Source organism: Bradyrhizobium vignae (assembly GCF_900324035.1).
Taxonomy (GTDB): domain Bacteria; phylum Pseudomonadota; class Alphaproteobacteria; order Rhizobiales; family Xanthobacteraceae; genus Bradyrhizobium; species Bradyrhizobium vignae.
The window spans coordinates 1849180-1871057 of record NZ_LS398110.1 but is presented as its reverse complement, the minus strand read 5'-3'; the positions used below and the strand labels follow the sequence as shown (position 1 = coordinate 1871057).

The following is a 21878-nucleotide window of genomic DNA, read 5'->3' as shown; positions in this document are numbered from 1 at the left end:
AATTACTCCGCCACTCACACGCGTACCGTCCTAGGCGAAATGCTCAACAGGCGGTGGTCGAGGTGGAAGGGCTGCTGTTCCGTGGTCACCCGGAAGTCGTCGACGCCGACCTCGCGGACTACTTCGGGAGCATTCCGCCTGCCGAACTTCTCAAGTCGGTGGCGCGCCGGATCGTGGATCGGCGCGTGCTGCATCTGATCAAGATGTGGCTGGAATGCCCTGTGGAAGAAACCGACGATCAAGGAAGGAAGACACGCACGACCGAAGCCCGGGACAACCGGCGCGGCATCCCGCAAGGTTCACCCATCTCGCCACTGCTGGCTAACCTGTACATGCGCCGGTTTGTGCTGGGATGGAAGATGCTCGGTCTCGAGCGAAGCCTCGGCACTCGCATCGTGACCTATGCCGACGATCTCGTGATCCTATGCCGGCGGGGCAAAGCCGAAGAGGCCTTGTCGCGACTGCACGAGATCATGGGCAAGCTGAAGCTGACGGTCAACGAGGACAAGACACGAATCTGCAAGGTGCCGGAAGAGGAGTTCGACTTCCTGGGATACTCGTTCGGACGGATGTACTCAGCGAGAACCGGCCAGGCGCGCCTGGGGTACCGGCCATCGAAGAAAAGCATCAAGCGTATGGTTGAGCAAATCCATGCGCTGACGGACCGAACGGGGACGTGGCAAGACACCACAGAGTTGGTGGCGAAGTTGAACCGCACGCTGCGCGGATGGGCGAACTACTTCAATGTAGGCACCGTCACCAAGGCGTATCGGGCGATCGACAACTACACCGCTGTGCGGTTGCGCCGGTGGTTGCGCATCAAACACAAGGTCAGGCGACGCAAGGGCGGGACCTATCCACTCTCGCACCTTTACGGGCACTTCGGGCTCGTACGTCTCACCGCACTTGGGCGCGACGTGCCGTGGGCGAAGGCGTGAGGCCTTGTCCGAGAGCCGGATGCGGAAGATCTGCCTGTCCGGTTCGACGAGCGGGATGTGGAAACGGAGTCACGGCTACACCACTAAGGCACCGCCAGACGAAAGGGGCGGCAACAGATATGTGCAGCCTAAAGCCACCGCGCCACATCTCGACTCCACCAAAGTCGGTCCTGCCATCGCTCGAATTGGACGCAAGTACGTCTCCAATCGTCCAGAAGCGGACGCCGGATTGGAAGGGCTCCGGGCGGAAAATGACCAGCCTCACTAGATGAGGAGGTCAACATGACCGTTACCCCAAGCCCCGCCGCCGCCTCGAAGCAAGTTCCTTGGAACAAGGGCAAGATCGTCGGTGCAAAGCCGCCGCTCCGTCCCAAGCATGTCTGGTCAATCCGGACCAAGCTCCAGGTCGAAGGCCGAACGCGCGATCTGGCAATGTTCAACGTCGCCATCGATAGCAAGCTCCGCGGCTGCGACGTCGTTGCCTTGAAAGTTGATGACGTTGCGCCAGGAGGATATTCGGCCGACCGCGCGACCATCCGACAGAAGAAGACCGGCCGGCCGGTCAAATTTGAACTGACAGAATCGACCCGGCAGGCAATCGACGACTACCTGCGGCTTACCGGCAAGAAGTCAGGAGAATATCTGTTCACTGGCCGACGCTTAAATGGACCTATGACGACCCGCCAGTATGCTCGCCTCTTATCCCGCTGGCTCGCCGACATCGGACTGGACCCGCACCTGTTCGGAACGCATTCCCTTCGCCGGACCAACGCGACCTTGATCTATCGCCGAACCGGCAACCTACGAGCCGTGCAGCTCCTTCTGGGGCATACTAAGATCGAGAGCACCGTTCGATATCTCGGCATCGAGGTCGACGACGCACTCGCGATAGCAGAACAAGTCGACGTCTGACTTCAGGGGCAGAGCAGACTCGCTCTGCGCTGCCCTCCCAGACGGCTCCGGGCCAACAGCGGAAGTCGCGCTCATTCGATCAGCCCGTTGCGCAGATAAGGTCCTTGGCTCCGATTTCATTTCGGCAGTCCGGGGCAATGTGCCAGCATTCCGCTTGATGGAAACGCTGTTCGGGGACGAGAAAAAGGAGCTTCCGATTTCGGCGCAGCGGAGTTGATACTGCATGGGATCACCACGTGGTGCTCTGACCCGCCGCCACTGTGGGGCCAAGTCGCTCGGGCGGTGGTCGCATGGTGGTCGGCGCAGGAGACGGAAAGTTCCACTCCGGCGGCCTGCCTGTGACTGCGCCGGCATAGGCAAATCGCGGAGCGGCGCTCCGACGTCGGCTTTCGGGGAGCACGTGCGTAATGGATGAAATCCTGCGTTGGGTGGCGACAGTCGGCACGATCGGCGCCGGGCTGATCCTAGCTGCCCGGGCGCGGCCAGTCGTTACCGGCTGGGCCTTCGTCGTGCTGAGCGCTGCATCGATGATCTGGATCGTCGTCGGATATATCACAGCGGAATATGCGCTGATGGTGCAAAACGTCGTGGTGACACTTATCAACGTGTTCGGCATCTACCGATGGCTGATCTGGAAAGGAAATGTATGAAGGCGCTCTGCCGTCTTCGCGCGCACAGGTCAAGCTAAGCTCGGCGGCCTCAGTCCGGTCTACCTCGCACAGCCGACGGCGACGGCTCAACCGTTGTTCGGCTGAGGGCCAGCACCGGAAGTGGCTGATCACTAACTGCAGCTACTTCGAGGGGGACCTGTCGTAAAGCGGTTTGCCCTTGTCGACGATATGTACGGTCAGAATTTTTATGGTCGCGTCACCGACCACTTTGAACGCACCGTGCGGCATATCTCGCACGTTGATGCCGGTCGTTGCCGTTGGGAAGGGGACCTGTTGCCCGTCCGGGCGCTCAATCGTCCCGCCCTCGAGAACATAAAAAGATTCCTCTCCGTGGTGGATGTGGAGTGTTGAAGATTCGCCGGGCTTGATTTCTGAAATGCTGGTGATGACTTCCAAGTTGGTGCCGGTCAGGTCTGCTCGCTTCAATTCCTTTCGAAACGGCGAGTCCTGAGCGTTAGCCGGCAGAGATAGCAACACCGCAAGAAGCAATCCAAAGGTCGTTTTCATCTCAACTCCCCAATCTGAATGAGATTCGAAAGTCCAGCCGAAGAATTAAATCGCGCGACACGCTTGCGTCGCACGCTTTATCTTTTCCGCGTCGCACCAAGTCAACCATGGTCTATCGCGCCTCAGGCCGTTTTGGTGGAGTCGAGATGTGGCGCGGTGGCTTTAGGCTGCACATATCTGTTGCCGCCCCTTTCGTCTGGCGGTGCCTTAGTGGTGTAGCCGTGACTCCGTTTCCACATCCCGCTCGTCGAACCGGACAGGCAGATCTTCCGCATCCGGCTCTCGGACAAGGCCTCACGCCTTCGCCCACGGCACGTCGCGCCCAAGTGCGGTGAGACGTACGAGCCCGAAGTGCCCGTAAAGGTGCGAGAGTGGATAGGTCCCGCCCTTGCGTCGCCTGACCTTGTGTTTGATGCGCAACCACCGGCGCAACCGCACAGCGGTGTAGTTGTCGATCGCCCGATACGCCTTGGTGACGGTGCCTACATTGAAGTAGTTCGCCCATCCGCGCAGCGTGCGGTTCAACTTCGCCACCAACTCTGTGGTGTCTTGCCACGTCCCCGTTCGGTCCGTCAGCGCATGGATTTGCTCAACCATACGCTTGATGCTTTTCTTCGATGGCCGGTACCCCAGGCGCGCCTGGCCGGTTCTCGCTGAGTACATCCGTCCGAACGAGTATCCCAGGAAGTCGAACTCCTCTTCCGGCACCTTGCAGATTCGTGTCTTGTCCTCGTTGACCGTCAGCTTCAGCTTGCCCATGATCTCGTGCAGTCGCGACAAGGCCTCTTCGGCTTTGCCCCGCCGGCATAGGATCACGAGATCGTCGGCATAGGTCACGATGCGAGTGCCGAGGCTTCGCTCGAGACCGAGCATCTTCCATCCCAGCACAAACCGGCGCATGTACAGGTTAGCCAGCAGTGGCGAGATGGGTGAACCTTGCGGGATGCCGCGCCGGTTGTCCCGGGCTTCGGTCGTGCGTGTCTTCCTTCCTTGATCGTCGGTTTCTTCCACAGGGCATTCCAGCCACATCTTGATCAGATGCAGCACGCGCCGATCCACGATCCGGCGCGCCACCGACTTGAGAAGTTCGGCAGGCGGAATGCTCCCGAAGTAGTCCGCGAGGTCGGCGTCGACGACTTCCGGGTGACCACGGAACAGCAGCCCTTCCACCTCGACCACCGCCTGTTGAGCATTTCGCCTAGGACGGTACGCGTACTGTTCGGGTGGAAGGTCGGCTTCGAAGATCGGTTCCAGCACCAGCATCGCTGCCGTCATGCAGACCCGATCGCGCAAGGTTGAGATGCCCAATGGCCTGAGTTTGCCATTGGCCTTCGGGATGTACACTCTTCTGATAGGGTCCGGTCGATACGTCTCCTGCCTGAGCGCAAGCGCCAGTTCGCCAAGCCACCGCTGCACCCCATACGCTTCAATGTCCGCGAAGTCCTGACCATCCACCCCCGGTGCGCCCTTGTTGGAGCGGCATTGGGCATAGGCATGGGCCAAGATGTCTTCCCGGCTGATCTTGTCGTAGAGGGCATAAAAGCGGTAGCCGGCTTCTGCCTTCGCTTTCGCGTGCAACGCCGTCTGCAGTTTCTGAACACTCTTCGGAGTTGATAGGTTGCCCAATCCCCAGGTCCCTCACTACGTCTTGCGTTCGTCTTGAACTGAGGTCCCTTCCCTCCCCCGGCGTTACCCGGCTTCAGCGGTATTACGAACCTCTCCGCATCCCCACGGCGCCCGGCCTGTCCCTCGCGGGCGTCCGGTTGATCATCCCTGACCACGTCGTAGGGCCTCCCGTGTTGCGTACGCTTTCCTTGTGTACATGCTGTCGCCACTACCCCGGCGCAGCGGCTGGGCGTACTACTTCGCTCAATCCCCCAGCCGTATCAGCCTTCCCCGAAAGGGTCGTCGGGTCGGCCTGCGCATCGTCCTTTTCGAGGCTTGCTCGGCGTTCACTCGCGTTACGGCCTGCACACTCGCGCTGTCACCAATTCGTGACACGCTAATCGAAGGCTTCAGCCACTTCGTTACCTCCATGACTGCTCCGATTGCTTCCGGCTGGAGCGTTTGCCGGGTGGGACTTGCACCCACTGGAAAGCGCCGCCTTTTCACGGCGCACACCCGTTCCGGACATTGGTGCATGCGGTGCCCCTGAGAGGGAGGAACCACAATCCATGCACCAATGATCGCCTTGATGGTGCCTTCCGCAGCCGCGGCATTTTATCGATATGGTACCCATGGAAGATGTGGAGTGGCTCGTGGTCTTCGAAGCTGTGGTGCGCGCCCTTCCACAGTACCGTCTCCACTGGGATCGAACGTTTGCTCTCTGCCATCTGGCGGCAGAGGACGGGGCTGGTGGCCTCGTCCTTTTCAGCAAGGTAGAGGCGAACCGGGGCGTAGAACTCGACGTTCTTCATCAAATAACAGGACGGCTGCATCGCGAAGCCGCCCGCGAACATGTGCTCGTGCAGGTCGCCGATTGCCCGGTTCATGATGATGAAGGTCGTGGTCGCACCGTTGCTGCGGCCGAGGACGTAGACCCGCTTGGGATCGGCGATCTTCTGCCCGATGAGCCAGTCCAGCGCCGCATAAGCATCGTCAGCCCGGCGCCGCGCCCAAGTCAACTGGTGGGATCCTATGGACGCAGAAGCCTGGGCGCCGGCTGACCGAAATACTTTCGATGCCCTTTGGCGCAAGGGTGGAGCAGCGCTAAGACCCGCCTCACTCTGTTAACGTCGACGGGCGGCTTCTCCCCTTGTGGGAAAAGGATGAATTGGCCGAAGGCATTGAGAAGAAAGGTTCTTCCCGCATTCGGCCTCCGGGCGATACTGTAAATCGGTACTGTATTTTCCCGGAGGGGTCCTATCGCTATATGTCTGAGTCCGCCACACCGGAACAGTCAAGGTCCAGGAGTCGCATCGGCGCCGTCATCTAACCGCGATTGGATATAGCGTGCGTCAGCCTTGGGTCAGTGCCTCGGCAGGGTCCAAGCGGGCTGCTTTTCGCGATGGATAGAGGCTGGACACGATGGTGATGAGCGTTGCCGCACCTACCGCGCATAGAATGACCAGCCCCGTTTCCGGACGCTCGATTGCTGGCCCCGCTCCAAAAAGGAGCGCTCCGCACACTCCCAGCACCACGCCGACTCCCGACCCCAGAAGTGCGAGCAAGCCGGCTTCGATCATGAACTGGCAGCCGATCTCGCGACGGCGCGCGCCAATTGCCATGCGCAACCCGATCTCCTGTCGGCGCTCACTCACCGAGACCAGCATCACGTTCATGATTCCAACGCCGCCAACGACAAGTGATACGGCAGCGGCTCCCGCGAGCATCAATGTGGTAAGCCAGGCCGATCGTGATTGCGCGCGCTGCGCTGACGCCAGATCACGCACAACGAAGTCGTCAAGATCGTTGATCCGGTGACGTTCGCGCAATAGAGCGCGCACACCTCCGCTCAAACGCTCCATTTCGGCCGTGTTGGCCACTCGCAACGTGATCCCTCCAACGGCTGTCGGGTGGCCCCGGAAGAAGCCCAAGACACGCTTACGCGCGGTCGTTATGGGAATGAAGATCTGGTTGTCGAGATCATCGCCGTCCAGACTATGCCCCTTCTCCTCCAGAACGCCAGCGACAACGAACGGAATCTGCTTGATGCGGACAACTTGGCCGGTCGGATCCTCATCGCCGAACAGAGTTCTCGCGATTCCATGCGCGAGCAGCGCCACCTTGGCGGATCGCCGGACATCCTCCTCGACGAGTGGTCGCCCTGTTGTCAGCGGCCACGGCCGTGCCTCGAACATTCCGGGCGTAACTCCGCGCACCGTGGTGGACTGATTGCGGTTTCCGGCGACCACCTGCGTCGACCCGCGCAGGGCGGGAGCCACTGCGGCGAGCCCCGAAATTTCCTGTGCGATCGCCTCGCCGTCCGCTTCGGTCACCGCCGGCTTGCCCTTGGTGCTCCAGGCGCCCTTGCTTCGCGCTGGGCCAGGCAGCACGAGAAGCACGTCAGCCCCGAGTTCCCTGATCTCCGCGTCGAGCTTCGCCCGGGTGGTCGAGCCTAGGACGACTATGAGTACTATCGCCGCAACACCGAAACAGATGCCAAGCAGCGCCAGTCCGGTGCGAAGTCGATGCACCCTGAGCGCATGTACCGCTGGCACCAGTGTTGTCGCGAGCCTCATCGAGCAATCATCTCCTCCGCCTCCAACCGCCCCAGCTTGAAGCGCAACACGCGTTGGGCGTGGGCCGCGATGGACATGTCATGAGTCACCAGCACAATCGTGACACCCGAGTGGTTCAGTTCGGCGAAGAGGCGCATCACCTCGCTCGCCGAGACACCGTCGAGCGCTCCGGTCGGCTCGTCAGCGAGCAGGAGTTTGGGGCGGTTGACGACGGCCCGCGCGAGGGCCACCCGTTGCTGCTCCCCGCCGGATAAGCGCCCGGGACGGTGATCCTCGCGATCAGCCAGTCCGACGCTCGCCAGCGCAGCGCGCGCCCGCAATTGTCGTTCCGACCGCGGTACCCCCGCATAGGCAAGCGGCATCTCGACGTTCTCAACGGCCGTGCTCTGTGGCAGCAGCAGAAAGGACTGGAACAGAAAGCCGATGGTGCGATTGCGGACGTCTGCCATTTGGTCCGCAGTCAGGCCCGCGACATCGATGCCGCTGAGGCGATATTTTCCATTACTGGGGCGTTCCAGGCAGCCCAGGATTTTCATGAGAGTCGTCTTGCCGGAGCCCGAAGCACCGGTAACGGCAACGTAGTCCCCTGGTTCGACCACCAGCGAGACATCATCGAGAGCGGTCACGGTGCGCCCCCCCAGGGTGTAGTGTTTGCTTAGCCTATCCCCTTCAATGACGTACCCGGGCACACTTAGCCTCCTAAGACGGGGCTCGTTCGGCCACCGCAGCACGCACCCATCCGGCCCAACTCGCGAGCATCAGGCGGAGCGTTTGCGCTACAGTACCCCGGTGGCCCTCCTGGACGAGCTTGTCGACGACGATCGTCGTCCCTTCTCGCAGAGGCCCAACGATCTCGGTCAAGCCGCCGCTGCTAACCCCCACTCGCACGGTGATGGGATGGACGCTGTCACGATCAAATACCCAAACATGTGATCCGGATGGTTCGGCGATACCTTGCGGCCGATAGCGGAGGGCAGCACTGGGAACCTGCAGCGCATCGGGTCGCTCATCGGCAATGATCTCGGCCTTGGCGGTCATCCCGGGAAACAGCAGCCCGCCTTCGTTCTTTGCGGATGCGACGACGGTGTATGTCACCACGTTGTCTTGCGCGTGCGGAGCTTTCCGAATTTGCACAACACGGCCATCGAAGGCTTTGTCTGGGTATGCGTCTACTGAGAACGTGACCGGTTGGCCGAGAGCGATCTGGCCGATGTCGGCCTCATCAATGGCGATCTCGATCGAGACTGCGCCAAGATCACCGATTGTGAACAGCGTCGGCGCCTGAAAGCTGGCGGCGACCGTCTGGCCCGCCGTAACGCTTCGTTCGATGACCACACCGTCCATCGGCGCACGGATCACGGTGCGTTCTAAATCGGCTTCGGCTTGCCGCAATGCCGCCTCGCTGCGCCGGACCTGCGCTTCGCCGAGAGTCACGCGGGAGCGGGCCACGCCAAGTTTGGCACCGGCCTCCTGTGCACGGGCTTGCTGTGACGCCAACTGTGCCTTGATCGACTCCACATCTGCAGCCGCTGCCTCATGGACTGTGCGAGCATCATCGAGATCGCTGACCGAACTTGAGCCGGTCTTTACCAGCTGAGCTTTGCGCTCGAATCGGCGCAAGGCGTTGTCCGCAACGACCTCGGCGCGTTTGACTTCCGCGTCCGCCTTGTTGCGCTCCGCCGCTGCGCTGTTCCCGGCAGCCTCAGCAGTCGCCACCTCGTCAATCGCGATCCGAACGGCCTGTCTCGCCACATCGACCTCGGCCCGTGCTTGTTCCACACGCGTGACAAAGAGCTGCGGATCGAGCCGTGCAATCGGCTGCCCTTCTTTGATCGAATCGTTGTAGTCGACCAGGATCTCTTGCACTTGGCCCGATACCTGCGAACCAACGACAACGCTCACGACGGGCTGGATGGTACCCGCAGCCAGCACCTTGGTTACGGCACGCCCGCGACTGACCTCCGCGAGCCGATACGGGGCCGGCTGAGACTTCGATAGCTCCTTTGTCTCCGTTTCTGCCAGCATAGCGGCAGAGAGGCCGATCCCGATTAAACCGATGAAAACCACCGACGCTTTCCACATCGCTGGTGCCCAATTGAGCTAGTGCTGTGGCCGCGGCTTGATGCCTCGACCACAGCGCAAACCAGATCACGTTGTTTCCGGCACTACTTGCATTGCCCCGCGGGGCCATCACACGACCCGTTGTTCCCACCGCCGTTCACCGTGACAGTGGTGCAGCCCGGGCTGCCGGCGGTGCAGGTGTTGCCGCTTCCGCCTTGGCTCGTGCTGGTCGTAAATCCGTTCTTGTTCCCGTTAGTACTATTCGCGAGCGCTGCGCTTGAGGCAAACGCGAATGAAATCGCGGACGCGAGCAGGAGAGCAGGCAGCTTTGTCATGGCTTTTTCTCCATAGCTAACTAAGCACGTCTTATGTGGAATTTACTTGCATTGCCCGGCCGGGCCATCGCATGTCGGCGGTTGGGGGTTGTTCCCGCCGCCGTTCACACTGGTCGTCGTAGTGGTGCACCCGGGACTGCCGGCGGTGCACGGGTTGGTGCTTCCGCCTTGGGTGCTGGTGGTCGTCGTGTTAAATCCGGTCTTATTCCCGGCCGCGAGCGCCCCGCTTGAGGCAAGCGCGACTGAAGTAATCGCTGCAAGTAGCGGCAGGTAAGTGGCTCGTGACATGATGGCCTCCTGCTGAGAGTGATACCGAAGCCGACCATTACGCCTGGCGTACCGAAGCTTGATCCGGCTACCGACGTAGCGGACCATCGAAACGTTACAGTGAAGTGCCCGCGCGTCTATTGGCGCTTGGATAGGATCGAAGGTCTCCTTCGATAGTAATCAACCGATATAGGCTAAGCGATAGGAGATACCGTAGATCCGCCATGGAATGCCGGAGGCGCAGACGCGCCTAATCAACGGCTTGCGGAAGAGATGCTCCGTCGTAAAAAGGAGCCACCCGAAGTCCATGTGGACTTGGAAAGAAATGGCCCGGCGTTAGGCCAGCCCCGCAGGCCTCGAAGCTAAGCCGAGGTCTTTGGTTGGAGCCTTGCCGCAGTCGCGGAATCCAGAGCGGTAGGCTCCCCCTGGCGCGTTTCACTATTCGATCCAGGCGTCCACGCTCCAGCCATCGACATCGCCAACTGCGTTCTGCTTCCAATACGAAGTTTGGCATAGATATGATGCAAATGCATCTTCACGGTGCCTTCTGACAAATGGAGCTTGCTGGCGATCTCCTTGTTGCGCAAGCCTCGCGATACGAGGTGGACGATATCGGCTTCGCGCAATGTCAGACTGCTCGCAATCTGAGGGGACCGTTCAGCCGTCGCTAGATGGCGCAACAGGGCGGGGTCGAGCCACTTTCGGCCGTGATGCACGCTCTTTACACAATCGATTAAGCTTGTGGAGCAGGCCACGCTCAACAGAATCCCCTCCACGTCAAGGTCAAGCAGAACGGAGGCCCTAAGCGACTCGTGCTCATCCAGCAGGAAGATCATCGCTACAGAGCAGTTGCGGGCGCGGAGTCGTGAGACCGTTCTCGCGATGTCCCCTCCGACAAGGTTTTCCGCCAGCATAATGATATCCGGGCGGTAGGCATCCAGGGAACGCAGGAGGTCATTTTCGGATGAGCAGCGCGCCGCCACACGGTAACCGGACGCATGCAATACGGTTTCCATTCCGGCTGCGGTGATCTCGTTTGGTGTGGCGATCACAAGGACGGCTTCGGTTTTTCCCGACCGCCTCGCAGCAAGCGTGCGATCCCTTTCAAAATTGATGAGTGTGCTGGTTCGAGAAGTATGATCGTTGACCATGAATTCATCCTAGGCAACGTTGAGAGTGTCATCTTGCGCGGCCCTGCGCCGGGGCCATCGCGTCACGATGTTCACGGCGCCGCTACCCAATGAAAATTGAATTTCCGTCGCCATTTTCCACGGCATAATTCGATTTAGTTTAGCACGAATCATCCTATCGGCTAGCGCGCCTGTCTGTCGCGGATTTGTTCCGTGCGCGGAACTGTTCAGCCGCAATCCCACCATGGAGAATCCCGCTTGATATCGGGCGAAGGTAGCGTGCGGCTGGCGATGTTAATTGCACCGCGGCAAAATTGTGCCGTAACATGGCGCTACTCAATCACCGTGTCGGCAGACGCCAACAACATCTCTGGTACTTTCAGATTGAGCGCTCTTGCCGTTTTCAGATTGATCCCAAGCTTATATATAGTGGTGTGCTCGACTGGAAGATCTGCTGGTTTGGCCCCGCGTATGATCCGAGCAGCAAAATGAGCAGCATGATGATATTCGGCAAAGATACTCGGGCCATAAGACAATAGTCCACCTACTTCGGGAAAGGAGTCCGCGAAACTGACCGTCGCCAATTTGTTCTGTAGTGCGAGCTCAGCTATCTGCTGCCCGGCTATATCAAAAAGAGGGTTGCTCGTTAGGGCGATCGCTTGCACGTTGGCGTTCACCGCCGCGGCAAGCGCGCTCGGGAAATCGCTCTGCCCGTGTACTCCAATTACCTGAAGTCTGACCTGCATCTTAGCTGCCGCGGCTTTGGTCGGCTCTACGGAAAGGGAAGCCGTAAGATCGTCAAAATTGTAGAACACCGCCGCACGTTCAAGGGTGGGAACGATCTGAATCAGTAACTCCAACCGCTTTGCACTTGCCTCCGCTGTCAAAATACTAATCCCGGTAAGATTACCGCCCGGGCTTGCGAGGCTCTTAACTAGTCCCGCCTTGACCAAATCGCCTGTCAGGCAAACAATGGGGATCGTGCTAGTCGCGCTCTTGGCAGCCTTACCAGCGACCGCTCCCGAGGCGAAGATCACATTCATACCTTGTGAGATGAAATCAGAAACGGTCCTTGAGATCGTGTCCCGTGGCGTGGTGTAGCTGAGTGCGGGTCACCACGTTCGCCGGCATGGGCCGGATCGGTCAGCTGGCGATTGCCGGGAAGCTGACGGCGGGATCATCGCCCAACGGGGCGATGGTTTCCAGTGTCATGTAGCGGCCGCGTTGAACCGTCCACTCGTCGTTCTGTTCGAGCAGGATGGCACCGATCAGGCGAGTGATGGCGTCCTCATTCGGGAAGATGCCAACCACTTCGGTTCGGCGCTTGATCTCGCCGTTGACCCGTTCGAGCGGATTGGTCGAGTGCAGCTTGGCGCGGTGCGCGGCCGGGAAGCTCATATAGGCCAGCACGTCGGTCTCGGCCTCGTCGAGGAAGGCGGCGAGCTTCGGCAGCTTGGGGCGGAGCTGGTCGGCGATGCGCCGCCATTGCGCCCGTGCTGCCTCGGCGTCGTCCTGGGCAAAGGCGGTGGCGATGAAGGCGGAGACGACGCGCCGGCCGCTCTTGCCAGCATGCGCCAGCGCGTTGCGCATGAAGTGCACGCGGCAGCGTTGCCAAGAGGCGTTGAGCACCTTGCTGACGGTCGCCTTGATGCCCTCATGGGCGTCGGAGACGACGAGCTTGACGCCGCGCAGGCCCCGCCGCGCCAGCTTGCGCAGGAACGCCGTCCAGAACGTCTCGGCCTCTGACGGACCGATATCCATGCCGAGCACCTCGCGGCGGCCATCGCTGTTGACTCCCACCGCGATGATCACCGCGACCGAGACGATGCGCCCGTTCTGGCGCACCTTCACGTAGGTCGCGTCGATCCACAGATAGGGCCAGTCGCCCTCGATCGGGCGGTTGAGGAAGGCCTTCACCTTGTCGTCGATCTCGCCGCACAGCCGCGACACCTGGCTCTTGGAGATCCCGCTCATGCCCATCGCCCCCTGCACCACGGCGGTGAGCGCCTTCTCGGCCATCCGCCGCGGCTCGAGGAAGCCCGGGAAGTAGGAGCCTTTGCGCAGCTTGGGAATGCGCAGCTCGACGGTGCCGGCGCGGGTCTCCCAGCTCCGGTCGCGGTAGCCGTTGCGCTGGACCTGCCGTTCCTGGCTCTTCTCGCCGTACGCGGCCCCGGTCAGGCCCTCGACCTCCAGCTCCATCAGCCGGTGGGCGGCAAAGCCGATCATCTCGCGCAAGAGATCTGCATCGGGGGTCTTCTCTACGAGCGTGCGCAGGTTCATCATGTCGTCGGTCATCGGTGGTTCCTCGAATCAGGTTGGCTGTCGCAATCCAAACCTTACCGACGAATCATCGGTGACCACCCGCAAAGCCGCTCGCTCGCTACGGCGCTATTGAGGGCGCGCTTCGCGAGCGGCTTTGCTAATCAGCTACACCACTCCTCGGGACACGACCGTCCTTGACACTGCTTGCGGGGAAGCGGCGCTTGCTGGATTTCCAACAACTAGTACCGAATCGCCGTCGATAAGGCCAAAGTCGCGCAACCCGCCCTTGAACTCGTCTATTGCACGTTGGTTAAGTGAGCCAACAATTCCGACCTTCGGAATGCTCTTAGATTGAGCTAGCGTGGCAGCCGAATAGGCGGCGAAAACTGACCTGCCCCTGCGTATTTCCTCCAGATGGAGTTAGAGTCCGGCCCGAAGAAGGACGGACAGATGAAGCGAGCAAGGTTCACGGAAGAGCAGATTATCGCAGTGTTGAAGGAGCATGAGGCTGGGGCAAAGACGGCCGACCTGGCTCGCAAGCACGGGGTCTCGGAAGCAACGATCTACAATTGGAAGGCCAAATTCGGCGGCATGGACGTTTCAGAGGCGAAGCGGCTGAGGGCGCTGGAGGACGAGAACGCGAAGCTGAAGAAGCTTCTAGCCGAGCAGATGCTCGACGCCGCCGCCCTTCGCGAGCTTCTTTCAAAAAAATGGTAGGGCCCGCCGCCAAGCGCGCTGCGGTCGCGCATCTGCAGGCCGTCATGAGCCTGTCGGAGCGGCGGCCCTGTTCGATTGTCGGAGCGGATCGGAAGATGATCCGCTATCGCTCCAGCCGTCCTCCGGACGCGACTCTCCGTGGCCGGCTGCGTGACCTTGCCAACGAGCGGCGGCGTTTCGGCTACCGCCGGCTGTTCGTGCTGCTGCGGCGGGAGGGTGAGCCATCGGGGATCAACCGGATCTACCGGCTTTATCGGGAAGAAGGGCTCACCGTCCGCAAGCGGCGGGCTCGCCGCAAGGCCGTGGGGACCCGTGCCCCGATCCTAGTCGAGGCGATGCCCAACGCGCGCTGGTCGCTGGATTTCGTCCACGACCAATTCGCCAACGGTCGGCGCTTCCGCATCCTCAACATCGTCGACGACGTCACCAAGGAATGTCTGGGCGCCATTCCGGATACGTCGATCTCAGGACGACGCGTCGCTCGCGAACTGACGGCCGTCGTCCAACGACGCGGCAAGCCAGGAATGATCGTGTCCGACCACGGCACCGAGTTCACCTGCAATGCCATGCTCGCCTGGTGCAGGGACGCAGCTATCGACTGGCACTTCATTGCACCGGGAAAGCCGATGCAGAACGGCTTCTCGAGAGTTTCAACGGCCGGATGCGTGACGAGCTGCTCAACGAGACTCTCTTCTTCGATCTCGACCATGGCCGCGCCAAGATCGCCAATTGGGTTGCCGACTACAATCTTCAGCGGCCTCACTCGTCGCTGAAATACATGACCCCCGCGGCTTATGCCGCCCACCTCACCGCAACGGACGATCGGCTACGCAACCCCGACCAGCTCCGCCGATCGTCCGTTGCTCCAACCGCGCCACTTGGCGTACAAAGCTCCGAGACTCTAACCGCTGCCGGATGAAAATTCAGTGGCAGGTCAAAACACTTAAAACGGTGAGAACCTGACGCCGCCTCATTCAAGCCTCGTTGAACGTGTGACGCGTGCCGTCCGTAGCCAATAAAACTGCGAAGATCGACCGAATACAATGAACCCTTATGTCGCAGTGGGGGGTCAAAAGACGTAAGCGCTTAGCCGTGACCCTATTGAGGCTGGCAAAGTGTGCTCGCAGGCTCGAGGATCCGCTCCACCCGCGGCAAATGGGCAGGCAAGCAGCTTCGATTGCGATGACGGTCCTGATCCGATCCAGCACGCGATCGGCCCCTGATGACCGCCGCAGCCTTCTCCTGTGCCGCGTCCAAGACGCCTTGCGCGATCTCCACGTCTTCGAGCGGTAAATGGTATTGATCTGGCCGCAGCTTCTCGGACTTCGCTCCGAACTTCTCTCGGCGTAGTTCGCCGAGAATGACCTCCAACCGGCGCCGCGCTTCTTCCGACGTGGCCAGCGCCGCTTGATGTTCGCTCAATGCTGCCTGCGTTTGCGCTAAAAGCGCCTTCAGGCGTTCATTCTCGTCGCGAAGCGTCGCGCTGCTCATGCGCCATGTCGAGCATATCTGCGCTGCCGGCGCCATGCCAAACTCGGCACAGAGTCATTCTGCCGCACTTATCCAGCGACCTGTGGACGCCGCGCTTCCTCCGGCCGTACCAACCGCCAATCCAGGCCCTCGAACAGCGCGGCAAACATCGCCGGCGATATCCGCATCACGCCGTCCGCAATCTTTGGCCATACGAACTTGCAGCCCTCAAGGCGCTTGTGCACCAGCACCAAGCCCGTTCGATCCCACACCAAAATCTTGATCCGGTCCGCTCGTTTCGACCGGAACACAAAGGCTGCACCGCTGAACGGATCGAGACCAAGCATCTGCTGCACCTTCGCAGCAAGCCCATCATACCCACAGCGGAAGTCGACGGGCCGCGTCGCGATGTAAATCTTCAGCTCGGCGCCGGGGACAATCATCGTGACGCCCGCACCGCGCGGATCACTCGAGATAGCTGCTCCCCATCTATCGCCGCGTCCGTCCGCACGACGACGTCGCCAATCGCAATCTCGAGCTTGACTGTCGGAACGTGACGCTCCTCAAACGGCCCCTCCACAACCAGCGGCGCGAACCGCGGCTGCGGAGCCTCGCTCGACGGCAATTCGCCGCGCTGTCGGAAGCGTCGTCGCCAATCGTAAATCTGCCAGCGCGTCGCCCCGTGCTTGCGCGCCACCTCCGCCACCTGAGCGCCGGGCAGCAGACTTTCGGCGACGATCCGAGCCCGCTCGGCCTCCGAACGCACGCGACGCCCGGACGGTCCCTCAAGCACCTCAAGCCGGCTGACTGCTCCTGACCCAACTGATGAGCTGTCCAAATGGGCGTCCTTTTTGCCGTCCAATCCCATCCCAAACCTCCGCTCAACCCAGAGGCTTCTTCGCACATCTAATCTAACGTCGAACCGAGGGTGCCGGCTTAGCGCTTACCAAAAGACCAAGAACTCAGGTTGAGCAAATCTGGTCCGCTCTGGCTCAAGGGGGGCGGGCCACCGTCAGACCCGGCGAAACTTCGCAGATGGCCAGGAGCGGAAAAGTGGCAAGTTGGCCGCGTTATCGCCTTCCGATCTTGTAGGATCGAACGAAAGCTCCGCGCGATGCTGTCCCTGAAGACGCTCGCGAACCGCAAGAGGCGCGGAGGCACAAGCTGGCAGCCCTTTACGATCTGGGCGCTCGGACTACCACGAGTTCGGCCGGCCGCCCAGCTCGGCCAGCCTGTTCGCTGTGGCGGCCTAGGTGGACTTGAGCACGCCGTTCATTCCGTTCGGATAGAAGCCGCCTTTACTAACGCCTTGCTGCTCGGTCAAATAGACGATGTGCAGCACCTCCTGAGGTGTGCGGCGGAACGCGATGGCGTCGGGGGTAGACGGCACGACGTTGGCTTTGCCGTTCATCCGGATGCCTTGGTCCTTATCCTCTGGCCCATCCACTTTGTCGCGAGCGTCCGAGATCGCGTTGGCCGCATTCCAGGCCTTTTCGCCCATCAAATAAAGCTGCGAGCGCGCCATGCCCATGTGGTACGCCTCGACCGCAAGAATGCCGGCCGCCGCCTGGACGAACTCCTTGCTCTTGATCAGCGGCGCTGCCCCAGCATAGGCGGTCACGCCCACGTCCTCAAACAGCATGCCACCGAGCAGGACGCTCATATCATCGGCAAACGGGTCGAAGTCGGCAGGGAGGCCGGCTGCCTGCGCAGCTGCCTTGAAGCCCGCATCGAAATCGATGGCCGGGCGCGACACCGCCATCCTGCCCAGTGTCTTGCGATAGAAGCGCACATGAGCAAGCTCGTTCTCCGCCAACTCCTCGATGAATTCGCGGATTTCCGGCTTCTGGAACTTGGCTTCGTGTCCGCCGACGACCCGCGCCGCATCTGGACCGGCATCGCTATCGTCGATGCCTCTTCCCATTGTGGCCCGCAGATAGAACTCAGCTTCCATGTATTCCAGATTTAACGCGAACTGAAAAATATCTTCATCCTTCACTTCGGGAGCATGGATTCCAACGCCTGTAGTCTCCTGTTGCTTCCGCTGTGCTTTGTGCTGTGCATAGGCGGCGGGAAGCAGGAGACCGCTCAGCCCGAGAACCGATATGCCGGCAACGGATTGCCGTCGGGAAATACGCGACCGCTCTACGTTCATGGCGAACCTCCTTTTCATGGTAATTGTGACGCGCTTTCCGGAGCGGCAAGTCGCAATCCGCTGTCGGCCGCTTGGGGGGCGCTTGATGCATCACAAACGGGACGAGCTTGCGTCCGTTCCTACTTAGCGCAGCTTTCGGGACGATCCGCGATGCGGAGTGGTCCGACCTCAGCAACGGTTTAAAATACGAAGAACTCAGGTTGAGCAAATCTGCTCCGCTCTGGCGCAACGAGCGGACTACCGACCGCCGAGTCGCAACGTCGCCGATGGGCCAACTCCGGACTTATGCGCCGCAGAAGGGCCGCTATTTCGATCACCTCGCGCACATTGGTGTGCTACTCGGGTAGCCCCGCCTTGCGAAAACCCTCAATCATCAGCTTCGCATTTTTTGATAGCTGGCTCCGAGCGATCCACGCCGATATTGTGAAAGTAGGGTCGATTTCGAGCATACGGGTCGCCGCCTCACGGGCCTCAGCGTCGCGCCCGAGATGGGCGAAAGCGGATGCGAGGCAGCGGTATGGTCCTGGATAGGAGGGGTTGTTACGCTGCGCTTTCTTTCCGGCACTGACGGCCTCATCAAAGCGACGAAGCTCAACAAGGGCAAATCCCATCCCGGTGAAGACTGTATATTGTTGCGGGTCTAGTGGGCTCATTCGCACGGCACATTCAAAGCTCCGGATCGCTTCTTCTGGCTGCCCTGCAATCTTGTAGACCCAACCTCTGCAGTTCCATGCACGATATGAATTCGGGTTGAGAGAAACCGCCCGATCAGACATCTCGATCTCAGTCTCACAATCTCCGACCAAAAGTGCCGAGATCAACGCAGCATTTGCTAACGTGTCTGGATTATCATCGTCGAGTCTCAATGCCACGCGCGAAAGCCGAACGGCTTCCTTGCGTTCGAATTGGGGGTCGACGGCATAGCCCCTGACCACATTTTCCGCGTGACAAAGAGCTGCCAGACCAGCGGCAGCAGCAAACTTAGGGTCGCGCTTCAAGACGCGCTGGACTAGCCGGAGCGCCTCAGCCAACCCGTCGCGGGTCGATCGGAAGGCTCGCTGTAGAGCTCGAAGATAAAGATCATACGCGGTGAGGTCTTCCGGTCGCCGCCGCTTCGCCAGTGCAATTTCTGCGTGAAACAATTTTGGCTGAATAGCTGAGACAACAGCGAGCGTGACTTCGTCCTGCAATGCGAAAATATCCGTCATGTCACGCTCGAACTTTTCCGCCCAGATGTGTGCGCTCGTAGCCACTTCAATCAACTGACCGGTGATGCGGACTTTGCCCGACGCCTTGCGCACCGCGCCCTGAAGGACATAGCGGACGCCAAGCCTGCGTCCGACTTCCTTGATGTCGACGGCTTTGCCCTTGAAGGTGAAACTCGAATTGCGAGCGACCACGAACAACGATTTGAACCGCGAAAGAGCGGTCGTGATTTCCTCAACCATCCCGTCCGCGAAATACTCCTGCTCGGGTTCGCGAACGGCAGCACAGCGATGGAGGGCTTGTCGGGAATTGCAGGAGCGCTCTCGGGTGCATCGCCCGGATTTGGACCCGCAGCTTCTCGCGCCTCCTGCACCTTTCCGACGAAGCGGAAGCCCTTGCGTGGTAGTGTTTTGATGAAGCGCTGTTCCTCGCCGGAATCGCCGATTGCGCCCCGGGCGGCATTCAGGCGGGTTGTCAGCGCCGCGTCGGATACGCTGCGCCCATTCCAAATTGCACTGATGAGGTCGTCTTTACTGACAACGCGTTCCCTGTTGCGAATCAGGTAATCAAGCAGGTCAAAAACTTGCGGTGTGATCGACACAGCATCGTTCCCCCGATGCAGTTCACGCCGTTCGGTGTCGAATGTGTACTCCTCAAAAAGATAGTGCAAGCTGCCATTCCCTCTCGAGATCGCCTCTGTAGCACCTCTGGCGCACGAAGAATAAGCCGCCGGTAAGGGAAATGTAAGCCACCGGTTAAGCGCGCCGGCACATCTTGCGGCAACTTCCGCCTAGTGAACAGTCCAGACAGGACGCCCTCAATGAGCACGATCCATGGGACCACTGAGCTGGGGCCGGCAACAGCAAGGCGGCAGGTCTACAGTCCTCTCGAAGCATACTGGAATGCATTTCAGGAGTGGCGCAAACGCCGGAGATTACTAGCCAACTTGTGCGACCTAAGTGACAGGGAGCTTATGGATATCGGTATTACGCGCGGCGAAATCGACTACGTCGCCTCGCACCGAGATTGCGATCCGCGAGGCATCCTATCCGGTGAATGAATGCCGATATCTGTAACGATGGAAGGTCGTATTGTCACAGCTAGAGGCGTCGTGGCGCAGATGCTCACTTCCGATATGGGTCACGAGCGGTCTTCCATCCGAGCGAACTCAATGTCGGAGTGGGTGCCAACAGCAGACATGCGCCTCTCTAGGCGGGAGTGCGCAGCTACGTTTTCGTTACCTCTTTAGGATGCCCGTATCGGTGTTCCAACTGCCGTACGTCTGCATCTGCAGCTGGCGTGTTGTATGCCGGTCGAGATCCGCTCCCGTTCTGATCAGAACCAATCGCGCGCTTCCACGCCTTCTTGCATTTGACGCGTCTGTTCCGCTGAGTGTGGTCCCGCTCAATCTCAATAGCGTTGAGCCAGGCTACTCGCGCCAGCTAAGCTCGTATCTCCTGCAGATGAAGAACCTCCCGAGCCGCCTCCTGAGCTTTGCGCTATTGAGAACGAGGTTGTGCCCAGCAGAATTGTCACCGCGGTCGCTAGAAGCTTCATCCTTTTCCTCCGTCCGGAGCCAGCAGAGCTAGAACTGGCTCGCAATTCCTATCGCCGGCGTGCGAACCAGGCTCCAAGCAGAAACGCAACAAAGAGCGACCGCAAAGGCGCTTTCACTGTCACCTCTCCTGGTGGTCCACCAACCCCATTTTGCGGATCGCGTGGTTGAATGCCAACTCCCGGACATGGTGCTGTTTCAAACTGGGCAACCCCATTTAGGAATTTGATCCCATTGCATACGGACGGCGGCAAGGGACACCCCGCACTCCTCCGGGCAAGCTCTGTATTCAGTGGTGTCTTTCAAATTGTTCACGTCGCAGCAGGGATTGTCGAACTGGCGACCGTAGTGAGCCTCGTGATTGCGCGCAGCCGGCAAACTGATGCCGTTCTCCAGCGCCTACACCGTGCATAATCTCGGCATCGACATCGCGCATCTGCCGACGATCTATCTCGTCTCCGGCCTGTTCAGCATCGTCACGGGACCGCTCGTCGGCCGCGCCAGCGATGCGTTCGGAAAATACCCGACCTTCGTGTTCGGCTGCGCCATGACCGTCCTCATGGTGCTGATCTACACCCATCTCAGCCACGTCTCGCTCGCGACCGCGATCCTGGTCAACGTGCTGATGTTCGTCGGCATCTTCTCGCGCATGATCCCGTCGCAGGCGCTGATGTCGGTGATTCCCGAGCCGAGCCAGCGCGGCTCGTTCAGCGCGGTCAGCGCCTCGCTCCAGCAACTCTCCGGCGGCCTCGGCTCGGTGCTCGCCGGCGCGATCATCGCGCAGGGCGCGGACGGCGCGCTGCTCCATTTCCGGATCGGCTACGTCGTCGTGACCACGACGATCGTCACGCTGGTGATGATGTATTTCGTGCAGAAGGCGGTGGCGGAGCGGGTGGTGTGAGGGGGCGAGAGGACCGATCTGGTGCCTTAGGACCCACACGGCAGCGACGCGGTGATCGCCGCCTGCCATCGCCAACGATCTGAGGTAGCTCTATTTTGGGGTCCGAACCCCCAAAATGGTGCCCAGGAAAGGATTGGGGATCGATCCGTCAAACTACAGCAAAAACAGGGACTTACCTCTGTGTCAAGTCTGACGCTTGTACCACTGGACTGTGCTCATGTCGACCTTACTCTGAATGCCATCCCACATGCGCTGCTAGGCAACGAGACTGCGCCCGAGAGAGCTTAGAGGCGTCGGGGCTAGGTCAGAAGGCCCAATTCAACCCTTCGTGAATGGTCTCTCGGCGCCGGATTTTTAAGCGCGGCAGGACACGTCGCCGATAACTTCAGGGGGTCGGGACGGCAGCCCTGAACTTGAGGTTGAATCGCATTTGAAACTGAAACGTCGATTCTCGTTGTGCTTCAAAGCCGGTCTCGTCCCGATTCTCGCGCCCCGCAATTCCTGTCTGCGTGATCGGACGGATGCTCGATTTCGCGACATATTGCGTCGCGTACGAACGGGGTCGAGTCAGGGAAAAAGAATCCCGTGTTTGCTGGACAAAGCATTGCAT

18 protein-coding genes and 3 pseudogenes are annotated in these 21878 nt (G+C 60.3%); 6 read left to right on the top strand and 15 right to left on the bottom strand.

The genetic code is table 11. The features are described 5' to 3' along the window. Positions 1-62: 62 nt before the first annotated feature. From BRAD3257_RS09075 to BRAD3257_RS09065, 3 genes are all read left to right on the top strand, one after another. Positions 63-938 (top strand): reverse transcriptase domain-containing protein, encoded by an 876-nt coding sequence (locus BRAD3257_RS09075; protein WP_197711536.1) that lies wholly within the window; start codon positions 63-65, stop codon positions 936-938. A gap of 282 nt (positions 939-1220) precedes the next feature. After that, a complete protein-coding gene (locus BRAD3257_RS09070) occupies positions 1221-1850 on the top strand; it encodes a tyrosine-type recombinase/integrase (RefSeq protein WP_122401570.1) in 630 nt (209 codons plus the stop codon). Between the two features lie 407 nt (positions 1851-2257). After that, positions 2258-2500 (top strand): hypothetical protein, encoded by a 243-nt coding sequence (locus BRAD3257_RS09065; RefSeq protein WP_122401569.1) that lies wholly within the window; start codon positions 2258-2260, stop codon positions 2498-2500. 141 nt (positions 2501-2641) lie between these two features. On the opposite strand, the gene BRAD3257_RS09060 is transcribed toward BRAD3257_RS09065, so the two are convergent. The 9 genes from BRAD3257_RS09060 to BRAD3257_RS09015 all read right to left on the bottom strand — a co-directional run bounded on the left by BRAD3257_RS09060 (position 2642) and on the right by BRAD3257_RS09015 (position 13297). Then, positions 2642-3028 carry a cupin domain-containing protein gene (locus tag BRAD3257_RS09060; RefSeq protein WP_122401568.1) on the bottom strand — a complete coding sequence of 129 codons (387 nt, stop codon included), beginning with the start codon at positions 3026-3028 and terminating at the stop codon, positions 2642-2644. A gap of 294 nt (positions 3029-3322) precedes the next feature. Next, positions 3323-4654, bottom strand: a complete 1332-nt coding sequence (gene ltrA / locus BRAD3257_RS09055) for a group II intron reverse transcriptase/maturase (RefSeq protein WP_160118785.1) — start codon at positions 4652-4654, stop codon at positions 3323-3325. 482 nt (positions 4655-5136) lie between these two features. After that, positions 5137-5652, bottom strand: coding sequence for a dienelactone hydrolase family protein (locus BRAD3257_RS09045; RefSeq protein WP_160118784.1), 516 nt, complete (start codon positions 5650-5652; stop codon positions 5137-5139). Positions 5653-5985: 333 nt separating this feature from the next. Beyond that, the gene (locus BRAD3257_RS09040; RefSeq protein ID WP_122401566.1) at positions 5986-7209 is read right to left on the bottom strand and encodes an ABC transporter permease; all 1224 of its coding nucleotides are present in this window, start codon (positions 7207-7209) and stop codon (positions 5986-5988) included. Further along, a complete protein-coding gene (locus BRAD3257_RS09035; RefSeq protein ID WP_244607899.1) occupies positions 7206-7835 on the bottom strand; it encodes an ABC transporter ATP-binding protein in 630 nt (209 codons plus the stop codon). Before BRAD3257_RS09035 ends, BRAD3257_RS09040 begins: the two co-directional genes overlap by 4 nt. Before the next feature lie 73 nt (positions 7836-7908). Continuing rightward, positions 7909-9276, bottom strand: a complete 1368-nt coding sequence (locus tag BRAD3257_RS09030; protein WP_160118783.1) for an efflux RND transporter periplasmic adaptor subunit — start codon at positions 9274-9276, stop codon at positions 7909-7911. 958 nt (positions 9277-10234) lie between these two features. Beyond that, a complete protein-coding gene (locus BRAD3257_RS09025; protein ID WP_122401564.1) occupies positions 10235-11023 on the bottom strand; it encodes a response regulator transcription factor in 789 nt (262 codons plus the stop codon). A gap of 311 nt (positions 11024-11334) precedes the next feature. Continuing rightward, complete coding sequence (locus BRAD3257_RS09020) at positions 11335-12081, bottom strand: ABC transporter substrate-binding protein (protein ID WP_283809963.1); 747 nt, start codon at positions 12079-12081, stop codon at positions 11335-11337. Positions 12082-12145: 64 nt separating this feature from the next. Beyond that, the gene (locus tag BRAD3257_RS09015; RefSeq protein WP_122401562.1) at positions 12146-13297 is read right to left on the bottom strand and encodes an IS256 family transposase; all 1152 of its coding nucleotides are present in this window, start codon (positions 13295-13297) and stop codon (positions 12146-12148) included. Positions 13298-13714: 417 nt separating this feature from the next. On the opposite strand from BRAD3257_RS09015, the pseudogene BRAD3257_RS09010 reads away from it, so the two are divergent. Beyond that, a pseudogene (locus BRAD3257_RS09010) lies at positions 13715-14900 on the top strand (IS3 family transposase). 179 nt (positions 14901-15079) lie between these two features. Here the strand turns inward: BRAD3257_RS09010 and BRAD3257_RS09005 are convergent. The 6 genes and pseudogenes from BRAD3257_RS09005 to BRAD3257_RS40835 all read right to left on the bottom strand — a co-directional run. Continuing rightward, positions 15080-15472, bottom strand: a complete 393-nt coding sequence (locus BRAD3257_RS09005; RefSeq protein WP_244607898.1) for an IS66 family transposase — start codon at positions 15470-15472, stop codon at positions 15080-15082. Between the two features lie 68 nt (positions 15473-15540). Next, positions 15541-15894: an IS66 family insertion sequence element accessory protein TnpB gene (gene tnpB / locus BRAD3257_RS09000; RefSeq protein ID WP_122401561.1), complete on the bottom strand. Its 354-nt coding sequence runs from the start codon at positions 15892-15894 to the stop codon at positions 15541-15543. Further along, positions 15891-16319 carry an IS66-like element accessory protein TnpA gene (tnpA, locus tag BRAD3257_RS08995; protein ID WP_122401560.1) on the bottom strand — a complete coding sequence of 143 codons (429 nt, stop codon included), beginning with the start codon at positions 16317-16319 and terminating at the stop codon, positions 15891-15893. The genes tnpB and tnpA overlap by 4 nt, the downstream gene beginning before the upstream one ends. Before the next feature lie 381 nt (positions 16320-16700). Then, the gene (locus BRAD3257_RS08990; RefSeq protein WP_122401559.1) at positions 16701-17606 is read right to left on the bottom strand and encodes a ferritin-like domain-containing protein; all 906 of its coding nucleotides are present in this window, start codon (positions 17604-17606) and stop codon (positions 16701-16703) included. Between the two features lie 335 nt (positions 17607-17941). Next, positions 17942-19054 (bottom strand): tetratricopeptide repeat protein, encoded by a 1113-nt coding sequence (locus tag BRAD3257_RS08985; RefSeq protein WP_244607897.1) that lies wholly within the window; start codon positions 19052-19054, stop codon positions 17942-17944. A gap of 200 nt (positions 19055-19254) precedes the next feature. Continuing rightward, a pseudogene (locus BRAD3257_RS40835) lies at positions 19255-19413 on the bottom strand (winged helix-turn-helix domain-containing protein); the annotation flags it as partial. A 219-nt stretch (positions 19414-19632) separates the two neighbouring features. Between BRAD3257_RS40835 and BRAD3257_RS41715 the strand changes: the two are divergent. Together BRAD3257_RS41715 and BRAD3257_RS08970 are read left to right on the top strand one after the other, a co-directional pair. Next, positions 19633-19872 (top strand): DUF1127 domain-containing protein, encoded by a 240-nt coding sequence (locus BRAD3257_RS41715; protein ID WP_122401558.1) that lies wholly within the window; start codon positions 19633-19635, stop codon positions 19870-19872. Positions 19873-20746: 874 nt separating this feature from the next. Next, positions 20747-21268: pseudogene (locus tag BRAD3257_RS08970) on the top strand (MFS transporter); the annotation flags it as partial. Positions 21269-21878: the final 610 nt, after the last annotated feature.